At 46.9% G+C, this 20,933-nt stretch carries 19 protein-coding genes and 1 rRNA gene; 10 read left to right on the top strand and 10 right to left on the bottom strand.

Annotation, left to right across the window (positions count from 1 at the left end):
* Positions 1–71: 71 nt before the first annotated feature.
* The 10 genes from FPZ49_RS06185 to rpmH all read right to left on the bottom strand — a co-directional run bounded on the left by FPZ49_RS06185 (position 72) and on the right by rpmH (position 9,095).
* Complete coding sequence (locus FPZ49_RS06185; RefSeq protein WP_144844629.1) at positions 72–938, bottom strand: ParB/RepB/Spo0J family partition protein; 867 nt, start codon at positions 936–938, stop codon at positions 72–74.
* Positions 935–1,693, bottom strand: coding sequence for a ParA family protein (locus FPZ49_RS06180; RefSeq protein ID WP_144844627.1), 759 nt, complete (start codon positions 1,691–1,693; stop codon positions 935–937). Before FPZ49_RS06180 ends, FPZ49_RS06185 begins: the two co-directional genes overlap by 4 nt.
* A gap of 228 nt (positions 1,694–1,921) precedes the next feature.
* Positions 1,922–2,740, bottom strand: a complete 819-nt coding sequence (gene noc / locus FPZ49_RS06175) for a nucleoid occlusion protein (protein WP_144844625.1) — start codon at positions 2,738–2,740, stop codon at positions 1,922–1,924.
* A gap of 144 nt (positions 2,741–2,884) precedes the next feature.
* Complete coding sequence (gene rsmG / locus FPZ49_RS06170; protein ID WP_144844623.1) at positions 2,885–3,607, bottom strand: 16S rRNA (guanine(527)-N(7))-methyltransferase RsmG; 723 nt, start codon at positions 3,605–3,607, stop codon at positions 2,885–2,887.
* The gene (gene mnmG, locus FPZ49_RS06165; protein WP_144844621.1) at positions 3,607–5,496 is read right to left on the bottom strand and encodes a tRNA uridine-5-carboxymethylaminomethyl(34) synthesis enzyme MnmG; all 1,890 of its coding nucleotides are present in this window, start codon (positions 5,494–5,496) and stop codon (positions 3,607–3,609) included. The genes rsmG and mnmG overlap by 1 nt, the downstream gene beginning before the upstream one ends.
* 20 nt (positions 5,497–5,516) lie before the next feature.
* On the bottom strand, positions 5,517–6,896 hold the full coding sequence (gene mnmE, locus FPZ49_RS06160; RefSeq protein WP_144844935.1) for a tRNA uridine-5-carboxymethylaminomethyl(34) synthesis GTPase MnmE: 1,380 nt from the start codon (positions 6,894–6,896) through the stop codon (positions 5,517–5,519).
* Between the two features lie 130 nt (positions 6,897–7,026).
* Complete coding sequence (jag, locus tag FPZ49_RS06155) at positions 7,027–7,644, bottom strand: RNA-binding cell elongation regulator Jag/EloR (protein ID WP_144844619.1); 618 nt, start codon at positions 7,642–7,644, stop codon at positions 7,027–7,029.
* A gap of 15 nt (positions 7,645–7,659) precedes the next feature.
* The gene (gene yidC / locus FPZ49_RS06150) at positions 7,660–8,397 is read right to left on the bottom strand and encodes a membrane protein insertase YidC (protein ID WP_144844617.1); all 738 of its coding nucleotides are present in this window, start codon (positions 8,395–8,397) and stop codon (positions 7,660–7,662) included.
* Positions 8,398–8,494: 97 nt separating this feature from the next.
* Positions 8,495–8,854 (bottom strand): ribonuclease P protein component, encoded by a 360-nt coding sequence (gene rnpA, locus FPZ49_RS06145; RefSeq protein WP_144844615.1) that lies wholly within the window; start codon positions 8,852–8,854, stop codon positions 8,495–8,497.
* Between the two features lie 106 nt (positions 8,855–8,960).
* Positions 8,961–9,095 carry a 50S ribosomal protein L34 gene (gene rpmH / locus FPZ49_RS06140; protein ID WP_014372796.1) on the bottom strand — a complete coding sequence of 45 codons (135 nt, stop codon included), beginning with the start codon at positions 9,093–9,095 and terminating at the stop codon, positions 8,961–8,963.
* A gap of 498 nt (positions 9,096–9,593) precedes the next feature.
* Between rpmH and dnaA the strand changes: the two genes are divergently transcribed.
* From dnaA to FPZ49_RS06090, 10 genes are all read left to right on the top strand, one after another.
* Complete coding sequence (gene dnaA / locus FPZ49_RS06135; RefSeq protein ID WP_144844613.1) at positions 9,594–10,961, top strand: chromosomal replication initiator protein DnaA; 1,368 nt, start codon at positions 9,594–9,596, stop codon at positions 10,959–10,961.
* Positions 10,962–11,159: 198 nt separating this feature from the next.
* Entirely contained in the window at positions 11,160–12,302 is a 1,143-nt protein-coding gene (dnaN, locus tag FPZ49_RS06130; RefSeq protein WP_144844611.1) for a DNA polymerase III subunit beta, read from the top strand.
* A 26-nt stretch (positions 12,303–12,328) separates the two neighbouring features.
* Positions 12,329–12,544: a S4 domain-containing protein YaaA gene (yaaA, locus tag FPZ49_RS06125; protein WP_144844609.1), complete on the top strand. Its 216-nt coding sequence runs from the start codon at positions 12,329–12,331 to the stop codon at positions 12,542–12,544.
* 78 nt (positions 12,545–12,622) lie between these two features.
* Positions 12,623–13,729: a DNA replication/repair protein RecF gene (recF, locus tag FPZ49_RS06120; protein ID WP_144844607.1), complete on the top strand. Its 1,107-nt coding sequence runs from the start codon at positions 12,623–12,625 to the stop codon at positions 13,727–13,729.
* Between the two features lie 44 nt (positions 13,730–13,773).
* On the top strand, positions 13,774–14,022 hold the full coding sequence (remB, locus tag FPZ49_RS06115) for an extracellular matrix regulator RemB (protein WP_144844605.1): 249 nt from the start codon (positions 13,774–13,776) through the stop codon (positions 14,020–14,022).
* Between the two features lie 25 nt (positions 14,023–14,047).
* Positions 14,048–15,961 (top strand): DNA topoisomerase (ATP-hydrolyzing) subunit B, encoded by a 1,914-nt coding sequence (gene gyrB, locus FPZ49_RS06110; RefSeq protein WP_144844603.1) that lies wholly within the window; start codon positions 14,048–14,050, stop codon positions 15,959–15,961.
* Between the two features lie 5 nt (positions 15,962–15,966).
* Entirely contained in the window at positions 15,967–16,827 is an 861-nt protein-coding gene (locus FPZ49_RS06105; RefSeq protein ID WP_144844601.1) for a polysaccharide deacetylase family protein, read from the top strand.
* A 14-nt stretch (positions 16,828–16,841) separates the two neighbouring features.
* The gene (gene gyrA, locus FPZ49_RS06100) at positions 16,842–19,340 is read left to right on the top strand and encodes a DNA gyrase subunit A (RefSeq protein ID WP_144844599.1); all 2,499 of its coding nucleotides are present in this window, start codon (positions 16,842–16,844) and stop codon (positions 19,338–19,340) included.
* A gap of 126 nt (positions 19,341–19,466) precedes the next feature.
* Complete coding sequence (locus FPZ49_RS06095; protein WP_144844596.1) at positions 19,467–20,537, top strand: HD-GYP domain-containing protein; 1,071 nt, start codon at positions 19,467–19,469, stop codon at positions 20,535–20,537.
* A 275-nt stretch (positions 20,538–20,812) separates the two neighbouring features.
* A 16S ribosomal RNA gene (locus FPZ49_RS06090) occupies positions 20,813–20,933 on the top strand; the annotation flags it as partial.

The raw sequence follows: 20,933 nt of genomic DNA, 5'->3' as shown, positions 1-20,933 counted from the left end.
ACCACAAAAATATAGCATACCTAGTTTGCCTGTGCATTACAAGCAATATCCGGGTATGCTGAATGGTTTGATTAGGATGTTTTTCCTTGAAGCAGCTCAAGCAGACGATCCAGATCATCCTTAGAATAGTATAACAACTCAATCTTTCCTTTGTTATTGCTATGTCTAATTTTCACCGTTGTTCTATATACTTCGCGCAAGTTTTCTTCGAGTTCATTAATGTATGGATCTTTCCGCTTCGGCTTAAGCTTGGCTTTTTTGTTATCAGCCTTTTCTTCCAGCTTTTTAACCTCTTCTTCCAGCTCACGAACACTCCATTGCTCTTTAATAGCCGTATCCGCGAGTGCTTTTATAACTTTTTTATCCTTAATACCGACAATCGCCTTCGCATGCCCCATGGATAATGTTCCACGTGAAACATACTCTTTCACTTCCTCAGGCAGCTGCAGCAACCGTAAAAAATTCGCAATGTGCGAGCGACTCTTACCCACTTTAACAGATAAAACTTCTTGCGTCAGCGAAAATTGGTCTATGAGTGCTTGATAAGCAATTGCGATTTCCAACGCATTGAGATCTTCTCTTTGTACGTTTTCAATCAGTGCGATTTCCATAACCTGTTGATCAGTAAATTTTTTAATTACGGCAGGAATGGTCGCATTACCGCATACTTGCGATGCACGAAAGCGACGCTCACCAGCAATAATTTCGAAGCCTTTAAGCACACTTCTAACAATAATCGGCTGGATTACGCCATGTTCTTTGATTGAGGCTGCCAGCTCTTGAATCGATTCATCGTTAAAATTCCTTCTCGGCTGGTATGGATTCGGTCTAAGCTGTGGTAATGGAATTTCAACTACTTTATCATCATCATTAATACTTAGCGCAGGAAGCAGTGCATCTAATCCTTTGCCTAAGCCTTTTCCTAATCCCTTACTCAAAGTGAGATCACTTCCTTTGCCAATTCCATGTAAACCTCGGCGCCTTTCGATCTAGGATCATAGGTAATGATCGATTGCCCATGGCTCGGCGCCTCGCTTAATCTCACATTTCTTGGAATAATCGTTTGGTAAACCTTTTGCTGGAAATATTTTTTCACTTCTTCAATAACTTGCATGCCTAAATTCGTTCTCGCATCAAACATCGTGAGCAATACCCCTTCGATTTGAAGCGTAGTATTCAGATGCTTTTGGACAAGACGAACTGTATTCAGTAATTGGCTTAAGCCTTCCAGGGCATAATACTCACATTGAATTGGAATAATGACCGAATCTGCTGCCGTTAATGAATTGACTGTAAGGATTCCGAGCGAAGGAGGACAGTCGATTAGAATGTAATCAAACATATGCTTGACCAACTGGAGCGACTTCTTCAGCCGTACTTCACGAGAGATTGTAGGAACAAGCTCAATCTCAGCTCCGGCTAATTGAATAGTTGCAGGAATGATTTTCAGGTTGGGAATCGCTGTTTCGCACATAGCATCCTTCGGATGGACATCGTTAATAATCACATCATAGATGCAGTACGTTACATCCGCTTTATTAATACCAATCCCGCTTGTTGTATTCCCCTGTGGGTCTATGTCTACCAAAAGCACCTTTTTTCCCAAAGACGCTAGAGAAGCACCTAGATTTACAGAAGTAGTAGTTTTGCCTACTCCACCCTTTTGGTTGGTGATGGCGATCGTCTTAGACAAAATGATTTCACCTCAAATACTTAACTTAATGAAATATCAATATACATTAGTACTTTAGTCTAGTTCATACCCTAAATTGTCGAAAAAAAAGTGTCATTGAGGAGGCAAAATATCTCCCAATGACGTTTCCGATTTTACCTTAGTACAATTTCATGTTCGTAGAAAACAAAAGCCTCATCCGAGGCCAGTGTAATATTCTATATGAAACTATAACTATACTATTCTATTTTAACGCTTTGGAATACGAATTACAATCTCATAATGATCTTCATGATCTTGTTCCGTCGTATTAATCGTAAGCCCTGAAGATGTTACCATATCCACCGATTGCCTAATGGTATTCAGCGCTAGTCTAACATCTTTAGAGAATGAAACTCGTTTCGCTTTGGCCTTTGCTTTAGCCGACTCTTTGATAAAAGCAATTCGCGCTTCCGTTTGCTTTACATTCAGCTCTTTGCTGATTACATCATCAAGAACTTTGATTTGCTGATCTTCCTGATCAATCGCAAGCAAAGCTCTAGCATGACGCTCTGTAATTTTGCGTTCCATTAACGCAACCTTAACCGGCTCAGACAGGTGTAGCAATCTGATTTTATTTGCAATCGTAGATTGGCTTTTGCCTAGCCGTTGAGCGAGACTTTCTTGGGTTAAATTGTGCATATCGATAAGCTGCTGATAAGCAATCGCTTCTTCAATCGCTGTAAGTCCCTCGCGCTGCAGATTTTCGATCAGCGCAATGGACGCAGCCTGAGAATCATTGAAATCACGAATGATCGCAGGAATCGTGTCATAGCCCAACTTTTTGACGGCACGCCAACGCCGTTCTCCTGCAATCAGCTCATAGCGATTGTTTCTAACCCTTACAACAACCGGTTGAATGACACCGTGTGTCTTAATCGTCTGACAAAGCTCCTCTATCCGTTCATCATCAAAAATCGTTCTAGGCTGATAGGGGCTAGGAACGATATCGTTGACAGGAACATTTTTCACTTCGTCAGTCGAAGTTTTATCAGTTAGTCCGAACAATTTGGAAAGTTGTTCCTTCATTACGATAACCACCCGATCTTTTCACCGATGAATAATGAACTACTATAATAAATTCTCCAAAACATATAAAAATCCTGCTCCAGAAGAAAAGAAGTTTGCTTCATAAAAAACATTTAACATACATTATGTTCCACGTGAAACATATTAAATCAGAGGTGATTTTAGCGGTACACCGGCTTTACGTGGATATTTACGTGGCGTCGGGGCCGTTTTCTTCACAATGACAATATGACGCGTTGACTCTTCCACTGGAAGCTCAAATCGCTGTGTTTGGATCCAGTCACCCTTAAGTTCTTTAAGACTAAATTTTGATTCGTCCAGCTCAGCTTGCACCTCTTGACCTTTCATAGCAGCGAACATACCGCCCGGTTTCACAAATGGCAAGCAAAATTCATTCAATACTGCTAACCGCGCAACTGCTCTCGCCGTTACGAGATCATATGAATCTCGATGCGCAGAATTTTGTGCCACATCTTCCGCACGCCCATGCACGCAACGAACGCCGCTGACACCCAGCACACTGCACAAGTGATTCAAAAATTGAATTCGTTTATTTAACGAATCGATAATCGTCACTTGAAGCTGAGGAAATGCAATCTTAAGAGGAATACTTGGAAAGCCTGCGCCGGAACCGATATCCGCAAGTGTTACCACTTGATCAATCGGCACAAAAAAAGCAAGAGAAAGGGAGTCATAGAAATGCTTAATATAAACCTGCTCCCTCTCCGTAATCCCTGTCAAGTTCATCCGTTCATTCCAATCCACAAGCTCTCTATAATAACTCTCGAATTGGCCTAATTGATGCTCCGACAGAACAATTCCCTTATTTTTTAACAAATCTGTAAAATGCTTCTGAATTGCATCCATTATGATCTTGCCGCCAATACTTTATTATAGTGCTCCAAATGAACGAGCAAAATCGAAATGTCCGCAGGGGTAACACCGGCAATTCGGGACGCCTGACCAATCGAAATTGGACGAATTTTCGCCAGCTTCTGCTTTGCCTCGGTTGCAATCCCGTGAATATCCTCATATATAATATCGTCAGGAATCCGCTTTTTCTCCATCTTACGAAGACGCTCTACCTGCAGAAGCTGCTTCTCAATATAGCCGCTGTACTTCACCTGAATCTCAACCTGCTCAATCATTTCCTCCGTCAATGCCGCTGGCGATGGCGAGATTGAATGCAGATGACCAAGCGTTACTTCCGGACGACGAAGCAAGGAAAGCAGATCAACAGAATTGTTCAATTCTGCACTATCGAGCGATGCGAGCATCTGCTGAACCTCCGGTGTCGGCTTCACCTTGGTTGTTTTCAAACGCTCAATCTCTTCTTCCACCAAACGAACCTTTTCCTGATAACGCGCAAATCGCTCTTCACTGATAAGTCCAATTTCGCGGCCAATCGGAGTTAAGCGCAAATCCGCGTTATCGTGACGGAGCAATAACCGGTACTCAGCTCTGGAAGTAAGCAAACGATACGGCTCACTAGTTCCTTTCGTTACCAAATCGTCAATTAGGACGCCGATATATGCTTCTGAACGATCTAAAATGACCGGTTCTTTCCCCTGCACCTTGCGCGCAGCATTAATGCCAGCCATAATTCCTTGCCCTGCCGCTTCCTCATAGCCCGATGTACCATTGATTTGGCCCGCGGTGAACAGTCCGTCAATGACTTTCGTCTCGAGCGAAGGCTTCAGCTGCGTTGGAATGACTGCATCATACTCAATGGCATACCCCGTCCGCATCATCTCTACCTTTTCCAGTCCAGCAATCGAACGCAGAATTTGCAGCTGCACATCCTCCGGCATACTCGTCGAAAGCCCCTGGACATAGTACTCCTTCGTATTCCGGCCTTCCGGCTCTAGAAAAATTTGATGCTGAGGTTTGTCACTAAATCTTACAATTTTATCTTCGATTGATGGGCAATAGCGCGGCCCTGTCCCTTCGATGGCACCTGAAAACATTGGAGCTCTATGAAGGTTATCGTTAATAATTTGATGCGTTTTTTCGGAGGTGTAGGTCAGCCAGCATGGCAATTGATTCGGCACTTCCTGCGTCGTTTCGTAAGAGAAAAATTTCGGCTTATCGTCCCCCGGCTGAATCTGCGTTTTGGAAAAATCGATCGAGTCCTTATGCACGCGCGGCGGCGTTCCTGTTTTGAAGCGGACGAGCTCAAGACCGTGACTGCGCAGATTTTCCGATAACTTCACCGCAGGCTGCTGGTTGTTCGGACCGCTTTCGTACATCAATTCGCCCATGATGATTTTGCCGCGGAGATACGTTCCCGTTGTTAGAACAACGGATTTCCCCATGTATTGAGCACCGGTTTTCGTAACGACACCTTTGCATACACCGTCTTCGACGATCAGTTCCTCAACCAAGCCTTGGCGAAGAGTGAGGTGCTCCTGCTTTTCAATCGTTTCCTTCATCGTGTGCTGATACAGAAACTTATCCGCCTGCGCACGCAGTGCGTGAACCGCCGGACCTTTGCCCGTGTTGAGCATCCGCAATTGAATGTACGTTTTATCTGTATTGCGCCCCATTTCCCCACCAAGTGCATCAATTTCACGAACTACATGCCCTTTAGCAGGCCCGCCTACAGACGGGTTACATGGCATAAAAGCCACCATATCCAGGTTTATCGTAAGCAGAAGAGTTTCACAGCCCATCCGTGCGGCAGCCAAGGCCGACTCGCATCCGGCATGCCCTGCTCCGATGACGATTACATCATATTCACCAGCAACATATGTCATAATTTCTTACCTCCCAAACTCTATTTTCCTAAACAAAATTGTGAAAAAATTTGATCGATCAACGAATCGCTCACCGAGTCTCCAATAATTTCGCCCAAGTGCTCCCAAGCACTGCGAATATCGATCTGGACCATATCGATCGGCACATAATCCTCTGTCGCCGTATAAGCTTCGGTCAGAGCATGCTTCGCCTGCTTCAGCAAATGAATATGCCGTGCATTGCTGACGTAGGTTAAATCGCTCGACTCCACCTGGCCACTGAAGAAAATACCGGCGATCGCTTTTTCCAAGGCGTCAAGTCCTTGCTGATTCAGCAGCGACAAATGAACCACATGCTCAGGTCCAAAGGTCAGCTTCAAGGCTTCTTCCTCAATCTGTTGCGGCAAATCCAACTTATTGATGATCACGATCACTTGCCTGCCCTTGAGCTGTTCAATGAGCTTGAGCTCATCCGGCTGAAGCGGCTCAGCACCGTTAAATACCAGCATGATCAAATCGGCATCCGCCAACGCCTGGCGCGATTTCTCGACCCCGATTTTCTCCACCACATCCGACGTTTCACGAATCCCAGCTGTATCAAGCAACTTTAGTGGAATCCCATTCACATGTACGTATTCTTCCACAACATCTCGTGTTGTACCGGCAATGTCCGTCACAATCGCTCGTTCCTCTTGGACAAGTGCATTCATTAACGATGATTTGCCCACATTTGGCTTCCCGATAATGGCTGTAACGAGACCTTCTCGTAAAATTTTGCCCTGCTGCGCGGTCGTAAGTAACCGTTCGATTTCCACTAACGCATCCGCACATTTGGTTTTGATAAACGCATTCGTCATCTCTTCTACATCGTGCTCCGGGTAATCAATATTGACTTCAATATGCGCCATAAGCTCGATAAGCTGATGCCTCAGCTCTTTGATCTTCTTCGATAAGCTGCCTTCCGATTGCTTCAGCGCGATGCGAAAGGCCCGATCACTCTTGGCACGAATAAGATCAATGACAGCCTCTGCCTGTGACAAGTCTATCCGTCCGTTCAAGAAGGCTCGCTTCGTAAATTCCCCCGGCTCCGCTAGACGTACCCCGTTCTCCAGAAGCAGATCGAGCACCTTTTTAACCGAAACGAATCCCCCATGGCAGCTGATCTCCACCACGTCTTCCTTGGTAAAAGAGCGCGGCCCCCGCATCACCGTCACCAAAGCCTCTTCCACCCTGGCTCCGGACTGCGGCTCCCGAATGTAGCCATAGTGTACTGTATGCGTCGGTACCTCAGTCAGCTGCTTGCTGCCCATCGAAAACAGTCGCCCGCATACCGGCACTGCTTCATCCCCGCTGACGCGAATCACCGCAATGCCCCCTTCACCCATCGGTGTGGCGATCGCTGCAATGGTGTCTTGAATCATCATTTTCCTCCTGCTGACCGTTCAAATCGCACTTCGACAACGTCGATTCGAGCGTCCTGCTATAAATAAAATAGGTTGTATTAAAGAAAAAGCAATGAAGTCATATTCATGACATCATTGCAAGTGGAAATCAACGCAAAACAATAACGACTCTCCGGCCAGGCTCTTCGCCCCGGCTGAAGGTACGAACCTTCGGATGCTGCTGCAGCTGCGAATGGATCACCTTGCGCTCCTGCGGCGACATCGGCTCCAGTACAACTTCCTTCTTCGAGCGAATGACACGATCAGCCAGCCGGTCGGCCAACTCCTGCAGCGTTTTCTTACGACGCTCGCGAAACTGCTCTGCATCCAGAACAATCCTCAAGTGATGGTCCGCGTAGCGGTTAGCAACAATATTGACCAAATATTGCAGGGCATCCAGCGTTTGGCCGCGGCGCCCGATCAGCATTCCTAGGTCCGTACCGTGCATATGCAGCTCGATGCCGTCCTTGTCCTGCTTTTGTTCAATCCGTACCTCTAGCTGCATCGTTTGCAGAACATCTCGCAAGAAAGCGATGGCCTCTTCGATCGCGTCCGGAAGCAGCTCCAATTCTACCTTGGCATCCTTCGCTCCAATCAGACCGAACAAACCTTTTGAAGGCTGCTCCAGAACGTTAACCTTCACCCGTTCTTGCGGGACGCCAAGTTGCTGTAAACCGTTTCTTACGGCATCATCAATTGTTTTGCCCGAAACCACGATTTTTTTCATGTCATCCGGCCACCCTTATTTTTTAAGTCCACCCTTATTAGCTCCACGGTGATAAATAAAGTAAGACTGAACAATCGTGAAAGTATTACTGTAAATCCAGTACAACGGAAGTGCCGACGCAAAGTTCATCGCCATCACAAAAATCATGACCGGGAAAATAAACATCAGGCTTTGCATTTGCGAATTCATCTGCGAGGACATCATTTTTTGCTGAAGGTACGTCGTCAAGGCTGCGAGCAGCGGTAAAATATAATATGGATCCTTTGTGCCCAGCTGCATCCAGAGGAACGAGTGCTCTCCAATATGATGGTTACGCATAATGGCGTTATACAAAGCAATCAGAATCGGCATCTGAACCAACACCGGGAAGCAGCCCGCAAGCGGATTCACGCCTTCCTTTTGGAACAGCTTCATCGTTTCTTCCTGCTGTTTCTTCGCATCGTCTTTAAACTTCTCTTTAATCTTCTTCAATTCCGGCTGCAAATCCTGCATCCGCTTCGAGCTGCGATACTGCTTAAGCGTCAGCGGCAGAATGATGCATCGGATAATAATCGTTACGACCAGGATGGACAAACCGTACTGTCCCCATAACAAGTTGGCGAACCAATCTAAAGTTCCTGCTAAAGGCCCGACAAAAAACTTGTCCCATACGCCGTTCTTGGGGTCAATAGGCGTACTCGCAGATGGGGAGCATCCCGCAAGCAGCAAAAATACCGCCAGTAACGGTGCATATTTCAGTAATCGACGCGTCAAAATCATATCCTCCCAATTGAGCGACAGCTCTTCTTTTCCAATAATAAACTATACCATAACTTTGGGCACAATGAAACTAACGTCCCTCGCTATGGCATCAGCTTTTCATCTCTTCTTTACGCAGCAGCAGTGAGGCGCGTTTCAACACATGAAGCACGCTTTTCTCCATCTCCTGATATGACATCTCCGCCGCAGGCTTCCTCGCAATAAGAATGAGATCATAGCCTCCTGGGAGCCGCTCCGCATTTAATCGGACGATTTCCTTTAATAATCTGCGGATCCGATTGCGCACTACGGCATTGCCCAGCTTCTTACTGACCGATACCCCCAAGCGGAATGACTCCTGTTTGGGCTGTACCATATAATAAAGAACGAATTGGTGATTCGCGGCCGATTTTCCGTAGCGGTAGACCTTGTCGAAATATTCTCTTTTCGTCAGACGATTTTTCTTCTCCACTCTCGCATCCGCTCCATCCGCAGCAAATCCATCCCTATCGTTAACGAAATTCCGCGCTTTTAAACGAAAACAAACAAAAAAGACCACCTTTCAGTGGTCTTTAGTCTTATGCGCTCAATACTTTTCTTCCTTTAAGACGACGAGCTGCGAGTACTTTACGACCATTCTTCGTACTCATTCTCTTACGGAAGCCGTGAACCTTGCTGCGCTTTCTAACGTTCGGTTTGAAAGTCGGTCTCATCTATCATTGCACCTCCTTGCGAATTACCTATCCAAAAATACCTCTTAACATTAAACCATCTTGAAAACAAAAAGTCAACTTGGAGCAGGCAAAAAGTTATCCCCAAAGCCTGTCCAATTTTTAACTCGCGGGGCTGTGAATAAAAAAAATCGGAATTTCGTCGATTCTGTCGAATTATAAACACATTATTAACAATATGTAGTGCTGTTGATAATTGTTACACACAACCACTAGGGTATGTGGATAAATCCAAACATTCCATTGCAGACACGGGTTCTTTTTGATATTATGAATATGTTTTCGATTGTGGATACGTGAAAATCTCAACAAAATTATCAACAACCTGTGGATATCTTTGTGAACAATTTACAACACACCTGCATAACGTCGAGCCCTCGAACCTGCATGGTGTGGATATATCCGACAGGTTTTTGCTTTTTCCTACATGGGTCGCGGCTTACGCCACACCGGTTATTTTTTTGAAGGAGTGAATAGATTGTGGAAAGCCATCCTAACGACCAGTGGCAGCAGGTACTCTCCATATTGCAAAAAAGAGTGAGCAAACCAAGCTACGAAACATGGCTTGCCTCCACTAGAGCAGTCGTTTTTAATGAGACAACCGTCGTCATCTGCGCCCCGAACAAATTCGCGAGAGAATGGCTCGAAGATCGATATACTAAGCATATTAAAGAAGCCGTGTTTGACATCAAAGGAAAAGAAGCCGAGATTAAATTCGTCATCGAAGATGATCCGGAGGCTGTCAGCGCCTCTTCCCCTCCTGTCGCCATTCCCGCAAAAGTAGTAGCTCCGCCAAGTGCTCCTGAGGAGACCTTCAGTCATATGATGAACCCCAAATACACGTTTGATACGTTTGTTATTGGGGCTGGAAACCGATTTGCCCACGCGGCTTCGCTGGCTGTAGCGGAAGCGCCGGCCAAGGCTTACAACCCGCTGTTTTTGTATGGGGGCGTAGGGCTTGGTAAAACGCATCTAATGCACGCGATCGGTCATTTTGTGTTGGAGCATAATCCGAATGCACGTGTGATGTACCTCTCATCCGAGAAATTTACGAATGAATTCATTAACGCCATTCGCGATAATCGCGGGGAAAGCTTTCGTAACAAATACCGCAATATCGACGTGCTGCTTATTGATGATATTCAGTTTCTCGCCGGAAAAGACGGGACGCAGGAAGAATTTTTTCATACCTTTAACGCCTTGCACGAGGAACGCAAACAAATCATCATCTCCAGCGACCGGACGCCGAAAGAAATTCCGACACTGGAAGAGCGGCTGCGCTCCAGGTTTGAATGGGGTCTCATAACAGATATCCAACCACCGGATCTCGAGACTCGGATTGCGATTTTGCGGAAGAAAGCGAAGGCCGAGAACCTGGATATCCCGAACGAAGCTATGGTGTACATAGCGAACCAGATCGACTCGAACATCCGTGAGCTGGAGGGTGCGTTGATCAGGGTTGTAGCTTATTCCTCTCTAATCAATGAGGACATCACTACGCATTTGGCCGCGGAAGCGCTCAAAGACATCATTCCGAGCCGCCGGCCGAAGGTCATCACAATCCAGGACATTCAGCAGAAAGTCGGCGAGTTTTACGGACTGAAGATTGAGGATTTCAAAGCGAGGAAACGAACGAAGCAGGTTGCCTTCCCGCGGCAAATTGCCATGTACCTGGCTCGGGAGATGACGGACTTTTCGCTGCCGAAGATTGGAGATGCTTTTGGCGGAAGAGATCACACCACGGTCATTCATGCGCATGAGAAAATATCCGACGCCCTGAAATCAGACCAGGAATTATATAAGGTCCTCCAAAATATTACCGAAAAGATCAAAAACGTCACGGTTTAAAGTTATACACAGCCGTGAATACATCTGAATAACGGGAAGCCTATACACAAACTATTCACATGTGGATAGGCTTTTCTTTTGCCATGTTCAATCACATATCCACATATCCACCGGGCCTACTACTATTACTAATTAAAAACATGTTAATATATAAGTATATGCCTGCGTCCCCATTTTAGAACTTTTAGGAGTGACAGTATGAAGCTAAAGGTATTGAAAGAATATTTAAATGAGTCCATTCAGCATGTTTCCAAAGCCATTTCGAGCAAAACGACCATTCCCATTTTAAGCGGGATCAAAATAGACGTGGATTCGACCGGAATGACGCTCACGGCTAGCGATACGGATATTTCTATTCAAAGCTTTATTCCGATGGAGAAAAATGATCTGCAAGTGATCGATTTGAAGCAATCAGGCAGTGTGGTTCTCCCTTCCAAGTTTTTTGTAGAGATCATTCGCAAGCTGCCGGCTCAGCAGATCGAAATCGAAGTTAAAGATCATTTTCAAACTACGATCCGTTCAGGTTCCTCAGAAATTCAGTTGGTTGGCTTAGATCCGGAAGAATATCCGATTATGCCGGGCATTGAAGAGAATAAGCTCGTTCAGATCCCGAGTGACCTTTTGAAAACGATGATTAAGCAAACCTCGTTTGCGGTTTCGACCAATGAAGCGACGCCGATTTTAACAGGGGTGTTGTGGACGATTGCGAACGGACGCTTGAAGTTTACCGCCTGTGACCGCCACCGCTTGGCGAGCCGGGAAACGAACATCGATACGGATTCGGACTTTACCCTTAGCAACGTGTCGATTTCAGGGAAGACGCTCAATGAGCTGTCCAAAATTTTGCCGGATCAGAACACGCTGATTGATGTTGTATTTGCTGAGAACCAAGTGTTGTTCAAAATGAGCTCGATCTTGTTCTATACGCGCATCCTGGATGGCACCTATCCGGATACCTCCAAGCTGATTCCACAATCGTTCCAAACGGAGCTGACCGTGAACACGGACGACTTGGCCGACGCGATCGACCGTGCTTATTTGCTGTCCAAGGAAGAAAAGACGAACATCGTTAAGCTTGTGATGCGTGAGGATGAAACGATTGAAATTTCTTCAAGCTCCTCTGAATTGGGGAAAGTAACCGAAGAACTGACTACGACGCGGTTGACCGGGGAGCTGCTGCGCATCTCGTTTAACTCCAAATATATGCTCGATGCCCTGAAAGTCATGGACAGCGAGAATATTAACATTGGTTTCACCGGTGCGATGCAGCCGATCATCATCCGACCCGATGAGGATTCCAGCCTGCTTCAGCTCATTTTGCCATACCGGACGACTAGCTAATTTCTAGAGGAGTGTGAGGTTCACACATGAAACCGATCTCCATTCATACCGAGTACATTACCTTGGGACAATTTCTGAAGCTGGCGGACTGTATATCCACAGGTGGACAAGCCAAGAGCTTCCTTCAAGATGCCGTCATTGCGGTCAACGGAGAACCGGAGAACCGCCGGGGGCGTAAGCTTAGAGCGCAGGACATCATTAAGGTGGAAGGCTGCGGAGAATTCCAAGTTGTTCAAGGCTAACGCGGCTCTGCGCTCACTAAGCCCAGCCGTTGTTTTCGATGTGGCTTAGCTTACGCTAAGCCTTTAGGAGGTTCCATTTTGCTACTAAAAAAGCTGTCTTTGCAGCACTACCGCAACTACGAGCATCTGGAGTTTGAGACCGACCGTATGGTCAACATCATTGTCGGACCGAATGCCCAAGGGAAAACGAATCTGCTGGAATCGATTTTCGTGCTCGCCCTAACCAAATCGCATCGGACCCATCAGGACAAGGAGCTCATTCGCTGGAATGCCTCCTCCGCCCTGCTGCATGGGGAAATCGAGAAAAAGTACGGAGCGGTCAAGCTCGACCTGGCGATCTCGAATCAAGGCAAGAAGGCGAAGGTCAACGGGCTCGAGCAAAAAAAATTAAGCAATTTTATCGGCTCGCTGAATGTGGTGATGTTTGCACCGGAGGATCTTGAAATCGTTAAAGGCTCTCCGGCTGTTCGGCGTCGTTTTTTAGATATGGAGATTGGGCAGGTATACCCAGCCTATTTATATGACCTGTCGCAGTACAATAAAATTTTGCAGCAGCGTAACAATTTGCTGAAGCAAATGTTCTCTTCCACCGGCGCGGCTCCCCTTCTTGAAGTTTGGAATGAGCAGCTGGCACAATGTGGTATTAAAATTATGAAAAAACGTCAAAGCTTTATAAAGAAGCTGCAAAACTGGGCGGAGAAAATCCACAGCGGAATCACGAACGGCCTGGAGCAGCTGCGCATTGAGTATGACAGCTCGCTGTCTTCGGCCCTTGAACAAGAAGAAGCTGTTTTATTTGACCAATTTATGATAAAGTTATCAATGGTGAAAGATCAGGAGATGCGCCGCGGTGTCAGTCTTGTAGGGCCGCATCGGGATGATCTGCGTTTTTTTATAAACGACAAGGAAGTGCAGACGTTTGGTTCCCAAGGACAGCAGCGGACGACGGCACTTTCGCTGAAGCTGGCCGAAATCGAATTAATTCGGGAAGAGGTCGGCGAATATCCGCTACTCCTCCTTGATGATGTACTCTCCGAGCTTGACCGGTACCGCCAGACGCAATTGATCGAGACATTCCAACGCAAAGTTCAAACCTTCATCACCACAACTGGGATTGAAAGTATAGACTTATCTAAGCTGGAAGACGCTTCTGTCATTCAGGTGCACAGCGGAAGCTTGACTTAGATTGCAACGGTTACATCTGTTACATCCGATAGGAGTGGGCCAGCATGTTTATCCATTTGGGCGGGGAAAAAATTATTCGCGCATCGGAGCTTGTCGCTATCTTTGACTTATCCATAGAAAAATCATCTAAAATATCGAAGCAGTTTGTCACGTATGCAAGTAAAGAGAAGCGCGTAGAAGTCATTGGTGAAGAGGAAAGCAAATCGCTTGTCGTAACGCAGACGAAAGTATACTATTCTCCCATCTCATCTATGACTTTAAAGAAACGGGCTCATCAGCTGTTAACGAACTAGTTATCACGGAAAAGTGGGTGTCAGTATGTCTGTAAATCCTGGTACGAGCTATGACGAAAGTCAGATACAGGTGTTGGAAGGACTGGAGGCGGTTCGCAAAAGACCGGGGATGTATATCGGTTCGACGAGCGCCCGCGGCCTTCACCATCTGGTCTGGGAAGTGGTGGACAATAGTATTGACGAAGCGCTCGCAGGCTTTTGTACGCGAATTGACGTTATTGTACACAAAGACAACAGCATTACCGTTATAGATAATGGGCGCGGAATCCCCGTCGGCGAGAATGCAAAGTTGAAGCGTCCGACCTTGGAGGTCGTGCTTACTGTGCTTCATGCCGGTGGTAAGTTTGGCGGCGAAGGCTATAAAGTGTCCGGAGGACTGCATGGTGTCGGTATCTCTGTTGTGAATGCCCTTTCCAAAAAAGTGATCGTTCAGGTCAAGCGCGAAGGGAAAATTCATGAGCAGGAATACAGCTGCGGAATTCCGCAATATGACGTAAGAGTTATCGGAGATTCGGAGGAGACCGGCACGACGGTTACGTTCTGGCCGGATGAAACGATTTTCACAGAAACTACCGAATATGACTATGATACGCTGCAATCACGTATTCGCGAGCTGGCGTTCTTGAATAAAGGCATCGAAATTTCGCTGATGGATGAGCGGACCGATGAGTCGAATACGTTCATTTACGAAGGCGGTATTATTTCATTTGTCGAGTATTTGAATCGCAACCGGGAAGCGCTCCATGAGCCGCCGATCTACGTCGAGGGCAACAAGGACAATATCCAAGTGGAAGTCGCTCTGCAATATAACGACAGCTACTCGGAGAATATTTATTCCTTTGCGAACAATATCAACACACACGAGGGCGGAACGCATGAGTCCGGGTTTAAGAGCGCGCTCACTCGGATTTTGAACGACTACGCCCGTAAACATAACGTGATTAAAGAAAGCGATGCGAATTTATCCGGGGATGATGTGCGTGAGGGCATTACAGCGATCATTTCCGTGAAAATTCCGGATCCGCAGTTTGAGGGCCAGACAAAAACCAAGCTTGGAAACAGCGAGGTTCGGGGTATTGTTGAATCCCTGTTTGCCGAGAAGCTGCAAGAGTTTATGGATGAGAATCCGGCCATCGCGAAAAAAATGGTCGAGAAAGGCGTCCAGGCTGCAAGAGCACGGGAAGCGGCTCGAAAAGCTCGTGAGCTAACGCGTCGGAAGAGCGCTTTGGAAGTCAGCTCGCTGCCAGGGAAGCTGGCGGACTGTTCCTCCAAGGATGCATCCATCAGTGAAGTGTACATCGTTGAGGGTGACTCTGCGGGCGGATCGGCCAAGCAGGGGCGTGACCGTCACTTTCAGGCGATTTTGCCGCTGCGGGGGAAAATTCTGAACGTAGAGAAAGCCCGTTTGGACAAAATTTTATCCAATGCGGAGATTCGTGCCATTATTACGGCATTAGGTACAGGGATTAGCGACGATTTTGACATTGCCAAGGCTCGTTATCACAAAATCATCATCATGACCGATGCCGACGTCGACGGTGCGCACATTCGTACCCTGCTCCTCACCTTCTTCTATCGCTACATGCGCAAGCTGATCGAGGTCGGCTACGTTTACATTGCCCAGCCGCCGCTCTATAAGCTGGAACGCAACAAGACGGTGCGGTATGCCTACAATGATAAGCAGCGTGAAATCATCATGGCTGAGTTCGGCGAGGGCGCCAAAGTCAATGTACAGCGGTATAAGGGTCTTGGTGAGATGAACCCTGGACAGCTGTGGGAGACGACAATGGATCCGGAAAGCCGTACCCTGCTGCAAGTAAGCATTCAAGATGCGATCGAAGCAGACGTTGTTTTCGATACGCTGATGGGTGACAATGTCGAGCCGCGGCGCGATTTCATTCAACAGCATGCTAAATACGTTAAAAACCTGGATATTTAACATAGATGACACGCCTAAAAAAATACAATGTACAGTGGGTTTTAGCGATTTTAGTGCTGCTGCTGGCACATAGTCCGTTCTATACACCCGACCCGGTTTGGTATACAGACCGGGTCGCTGTAATCGCCTATCATCACATCGACGATCAAATACAGGGCGACGTTACAATTACGACACAACGCTTTCATGATCAGTTGACGGATTTACTGCAGCGGGGATATCACTTTATTTCTCTCCAGCAGTTTCGCGAGTATTTGGCCGGTGGAGCAGTCACTCCGAACGCCGTGCTGGTGACCTTTGACGACGGATATCGCAGCTTTTATACGAATGCATTTCCGATTCTCGAGCAGCTCCAAATTCCAGCGGTTAACTTTGTGATCACTAAAGACCTGGAGAACCCGCTGCAAAGCCGTATTCCTTCCCTGTCTCGGGAAGAGATTCGAACGATGGCTCATGCCATGGACACCCTCGACTTTCAGTGCCATACCGATAGCCTGCACGATCTCGGGCCGGATGGCGGTGCGCTCTTTACTTCCAGGTTAAAGAAGGGTGACAGGGTTGAAACGGAACAGGAGTTTAACAACCGGATCATTGACGATACCAAGAAGTGCCGCGCTAAGCTCAGTGAGTTGTATCCGAAGCCTGTAGATGCGTTTGCCTATCCTTTCGGCATCTACGATAAACAGTCGGATGCACTCATACATAGCGCCGGTATCCGTTATGCATTTACAACAGCTATCGGCTTTGCCGAGCGTGGTGTAGATCCGATGCAAATTCCGCGTTTTAATGCGGGGAGCCCATTTATTAAAGCGAACTCATTAAACAACTTGATCATACACAAGCTTCATCAAACGCAGAATCAATAGAAAAGAGGTACAAGATGTCGGAAGAACCTCGTTCGCAGATTAAAGAAATAGATATTGGCTCAGAGATGCGTACATCCTTTATGGACTACGCTATGAGTATCATTGTCAGCCGGGCACTCCCGGACGTTCGGGACGGACTGAAGCCGGTGCATCGGCGTATTTTATATGCGATGTCTGAGCTTGGCATGTCTCCGGACAAGCCGTATAAGAAATCCGCAAGAATCGTAGGCGAAGTCATTGGTAAGTACCATCCTCATGGCGATTCTGCCGTGTATGAGACGATGGTGCGGATGGCACAGGACTTTTCCTTGCGCTACATGCTGGTCGACGGACATGGGAACTTCGGTTCGATTGACGGTGATGCGGCGGCAGCGATGCGGTATACGGAAGCGCGTTTATCGAAGATTGCCATGGAACTGCTTCGTGATATCAATAAAGAAACAATCGATTTCGTTCCTAACTATGACGGTGAAGAGCAAGAACCGGCAGTAATGCCTTCACGGTTTCCAAACCTGCTTGTCAACGGTATATCAGGGATTGCTGTTGGGATGGCCACGAATATCCCGCCGCATAACTTGACAGAAGTCATTAATGGCGTCCAGCAATTAATTCAGAACCCCGATATTTCGTCGCTGGAACTGATGCACTCGATTAAGGGCCCGGATTTCCCTACTGGCGGATACATTTTGGGTCGCGAGGGAATTAAGCAAGCCTATGCTACCGGCCGTGGTTCTGTGACCATGCGAGCTAAGGCCAATATTGAAGAGAACGGCAATAAAGCCAGAATCATCGTCAATGAGCTTCCGTATCAGGTGAATAAAGCCCGGTTGATCGAAAAAATTGCCGAGCTCGTTCGCGACAAGAAGATCGACGGGATCACCGACCTGCGGGACGAGTCCGACCGCAACGGAATGCGGATCGTAATCGAGCTGCGCCGCGACGTGAACCCGAATGTAGTACTGAACAATTTGTTCAAGCAGACAGCGATGCAATCCAATTTTGGGATCATCATGCTGGCGCTGGTCAAAGGTGAACCGAAGGTGCTCAATCTGCGGGACATGCTGTTCCACTACCTGGAGCACCAGAAGGAAGTCATCCGCCGCCGTACGGAATACGATCTGCGCAAGGCAGAGGCCAGAGCGCATATTTTGGAAGGCTTGCGAATTGCTTTGGATCATCTGGATGAAGTCATTTCGCTCATTCGGGCATCACGCACAACGGAAGAAGCACGCGATGGGCTGATGAACCGGTTTGGGCTCAGCCATGACCAAGCCCAGGCGATTTTGGATATGCGTTTGCAGCGCTTGACCGGCTTGGAACGCGAGAAGATTGAAGAGGAGTACGCTGAGCTTCTGAAGAAAATTGCTGAATACAAAGCGATTTTGGCTAGTGAACAGCTGGTTCTCGAAATTATTAGCAATGAATTGAACGAGATCAAGGAAAAATTCGGTGACGACCGCCGTTCGGAAATCACAATCGGTGAAGAAAGTATTGAGGATGAAGACTTGATCCCTCAAACCGAAGTCGTTATCACGATTTCCCATACAGGCTATATCAAACGCTTGCCGGTGACCACCTATCGCAGTCAAAGACGCGGTGGCAAAGGCGTCATGGGGATGGATACGAAGGACAATGACTTTGTCGAACATTTATTCGTAACCAACTCGCACCATTACCTTATGTTCTTTACGAACAAAGGAAAAGCCTATCGCCTGAAGGCGTATGAAATTCCGGATCTAAGCCGTACCGCTCGAGGGACTCCAATTATCAACCTGATTCAGATCGAACAGGGTGAGACGGTTAATGCGGTGATCCCGGTCGAAAGCTTTGATTCCGACAAATATTTGTTCTTTGCTACCAAGAACGGTATCGTCAAAAAAACACCTCTGGACGACTTTGTCAACATTCGTAAAGGCGGACTGATCGCCCTGAACTTGCGTGAGGATGACGATTTAATCGGCGTTCGCCTGACCGATGGTAACCAGTCCATCGTGATGGGGACCAAGCAAGGGATGTCCATTCACTTCCCAGAACAAGACGTTCGCCCAATGGGCCGCTCAGCGACTGGGGTTAAGGGCATACAATTGGACGATGACGATGCCGTGATCGATATGGACGTCGTGCGGGAAGATAACAGTGTATTGATCGTAACCTCCAAGGGCTACGGCAAACGGACACCGGTTTCCGAGTATCGTATGCAGACTCGAGGCGGTAAAGGGATCAAGACACTGAACGTAACGGCTAAAAACGGCCCTGTAGTCGGTCTCAAGATCGTAGAGGATGACGAAGACCTGATGATCATTACAGCACTGGGTACCGTCATCCGGACCAGCATGTCCGGTATTTCACTGATGGGACGTAACACCCAAGGGGTTAAGCTGATCAACATTCGCGATGAGGATGAAGTGTCCACTCTAGCCCGTGTAGATAAGAGCGAAGAACAGCCGGATGAGGACGAGGACGGTTTGACAGCGGAATCGGAAGCGACGCAAGACGGCGAAGATAACGTTTAGAGAATATAAATTTTCCACGATATGAAGAATGGGGGTTACATCCCCATTCTTTTTCGCTTATAATAACAGCAGATATGGGTCTAAAGTCGGAGTTACTGTCGAAGCAGCGTAAAGTGAGGGACTTTTATGACAACCGTTCCCGTTTCCCAATTAAAAGTCGGTGAAAAGCTTAGTGAGAACGTCCTAACCAAATATAGCAATGTCCTTTTTTCCAAGGGGAAATTGGTGATGGAGCGGGATATAGAGATTTTAAAGGCATTTCTTATCCCGTCTGTTCAGATTGAAACCAAATCCGGAGAGGCCGACACCTCGGTAGAAGAGGTTCAAATTGAAGAATCCAACCGAAGCGTTCTCCCATTCTATGAAAACTATAGCAAGCTGCTTCAATTGCTGCGCAAAGTGTTCACTGCTACAAGCTCGGGCGGGCAGAATCTACCTATACTAGAGATCAGGACGACGCTTGCAGACTTGATACAGCACATTTCGCACTATAACGTGCTTACATTCAGCCCCAAAAACTTTCAGTTAAGTGAATTTTTATATCATAATAGCATTATGGTGAGTTTAACCTCCTACAATTTAGCGAGATGGCATGGTTACCCTACAAAAGATTTAATGCCGATCGCACTGGGCGGGTTGCTGCACGATATCGGTAATGCCAAAGTTGACTCCAGCATCCTGTTCAAGCCAAGCAGATTAAGCCCGGTAGAAGTGGAGGACATGAAGCGCCATACGATTATCGGCTATAATTTGCTGAAGAGTGTTCCTGCGATTAACGAAGGTGTGAAGTTTTGCGCGCTGCAGCATCATGAACGTGAGGATGGGTCAGGCTACCCATTGGGTGTGGGTGGGGACAAAGTACACCCCTATTCCAAGATCGTTGCGATAGCAGATATGTTTCATGCGATGACCACTGACCGGTTTCATAAGAAGGGCTCATCCCCCTACTTGGTACTAGAGCAGCTGCTGAATGATTCCTTTGGAAAAATGGAGCCGGCACTCGTCCAAACCTTTATACATAAAGTGACCGCATTCCATAACGGAACCCTTGTGAAACTCAGTGACAGTCGTATCGGTGAGATTGTGTTCTCAGATCGATCCAATCCTACTCGGCCTTGGGTCAATGTCAATGGAAAAATCGTTAATCTAACGCTTGAACGTAGTTTGTATATTCAAGAACTAATTCATAAATTATAAGCCAAGGTTTGACATACCAGATTGAGTTATGCTAAATTAGTTTTCGCTGCTGTAGCGGCGAGAACTTTTTTTGTTTTATAATGAAATTTTAAAAAATGAAAAAAAGTACTTGCATTGCTATAGGCATCTATGATATATTGTTTAAGTCGCCGCTGAGACAAGCGGTACAGAACAAAAGAAATTGTCCTTTGAAAACTGAACATCGAGTGAGTGCTTTAAATAAGAGAATGCAAATTCTCGCCAGTTTTAAATTTTGAGCATTAATCAGCTTTTCTTTAATGGAGAGTTTGATCCTGGCTCAGGACGAACGCTGGCGGCGTGCCTAATACATGCAAGTCGAGCGAGGGTCTTCGGACCCTAGCGGCGGACGGGTGAGTAACACGTAGGCAACCTGCC

Origin of the sequence: Paenibacillus cremeus, assembly GCF_007786445.1 — a bacterium.
Classification (GTDB): domain Bacteria; phylum Bacillota; class Bacilli; order Paenibacillales; family NBRC-103111; genus Paenibacillus_G; species Paenibacillus_G cremeus.
Note: the sequence above shows the minus strand (reverse complement) of the source record. Positions and strands in the feature narration are given on the sequence as shown.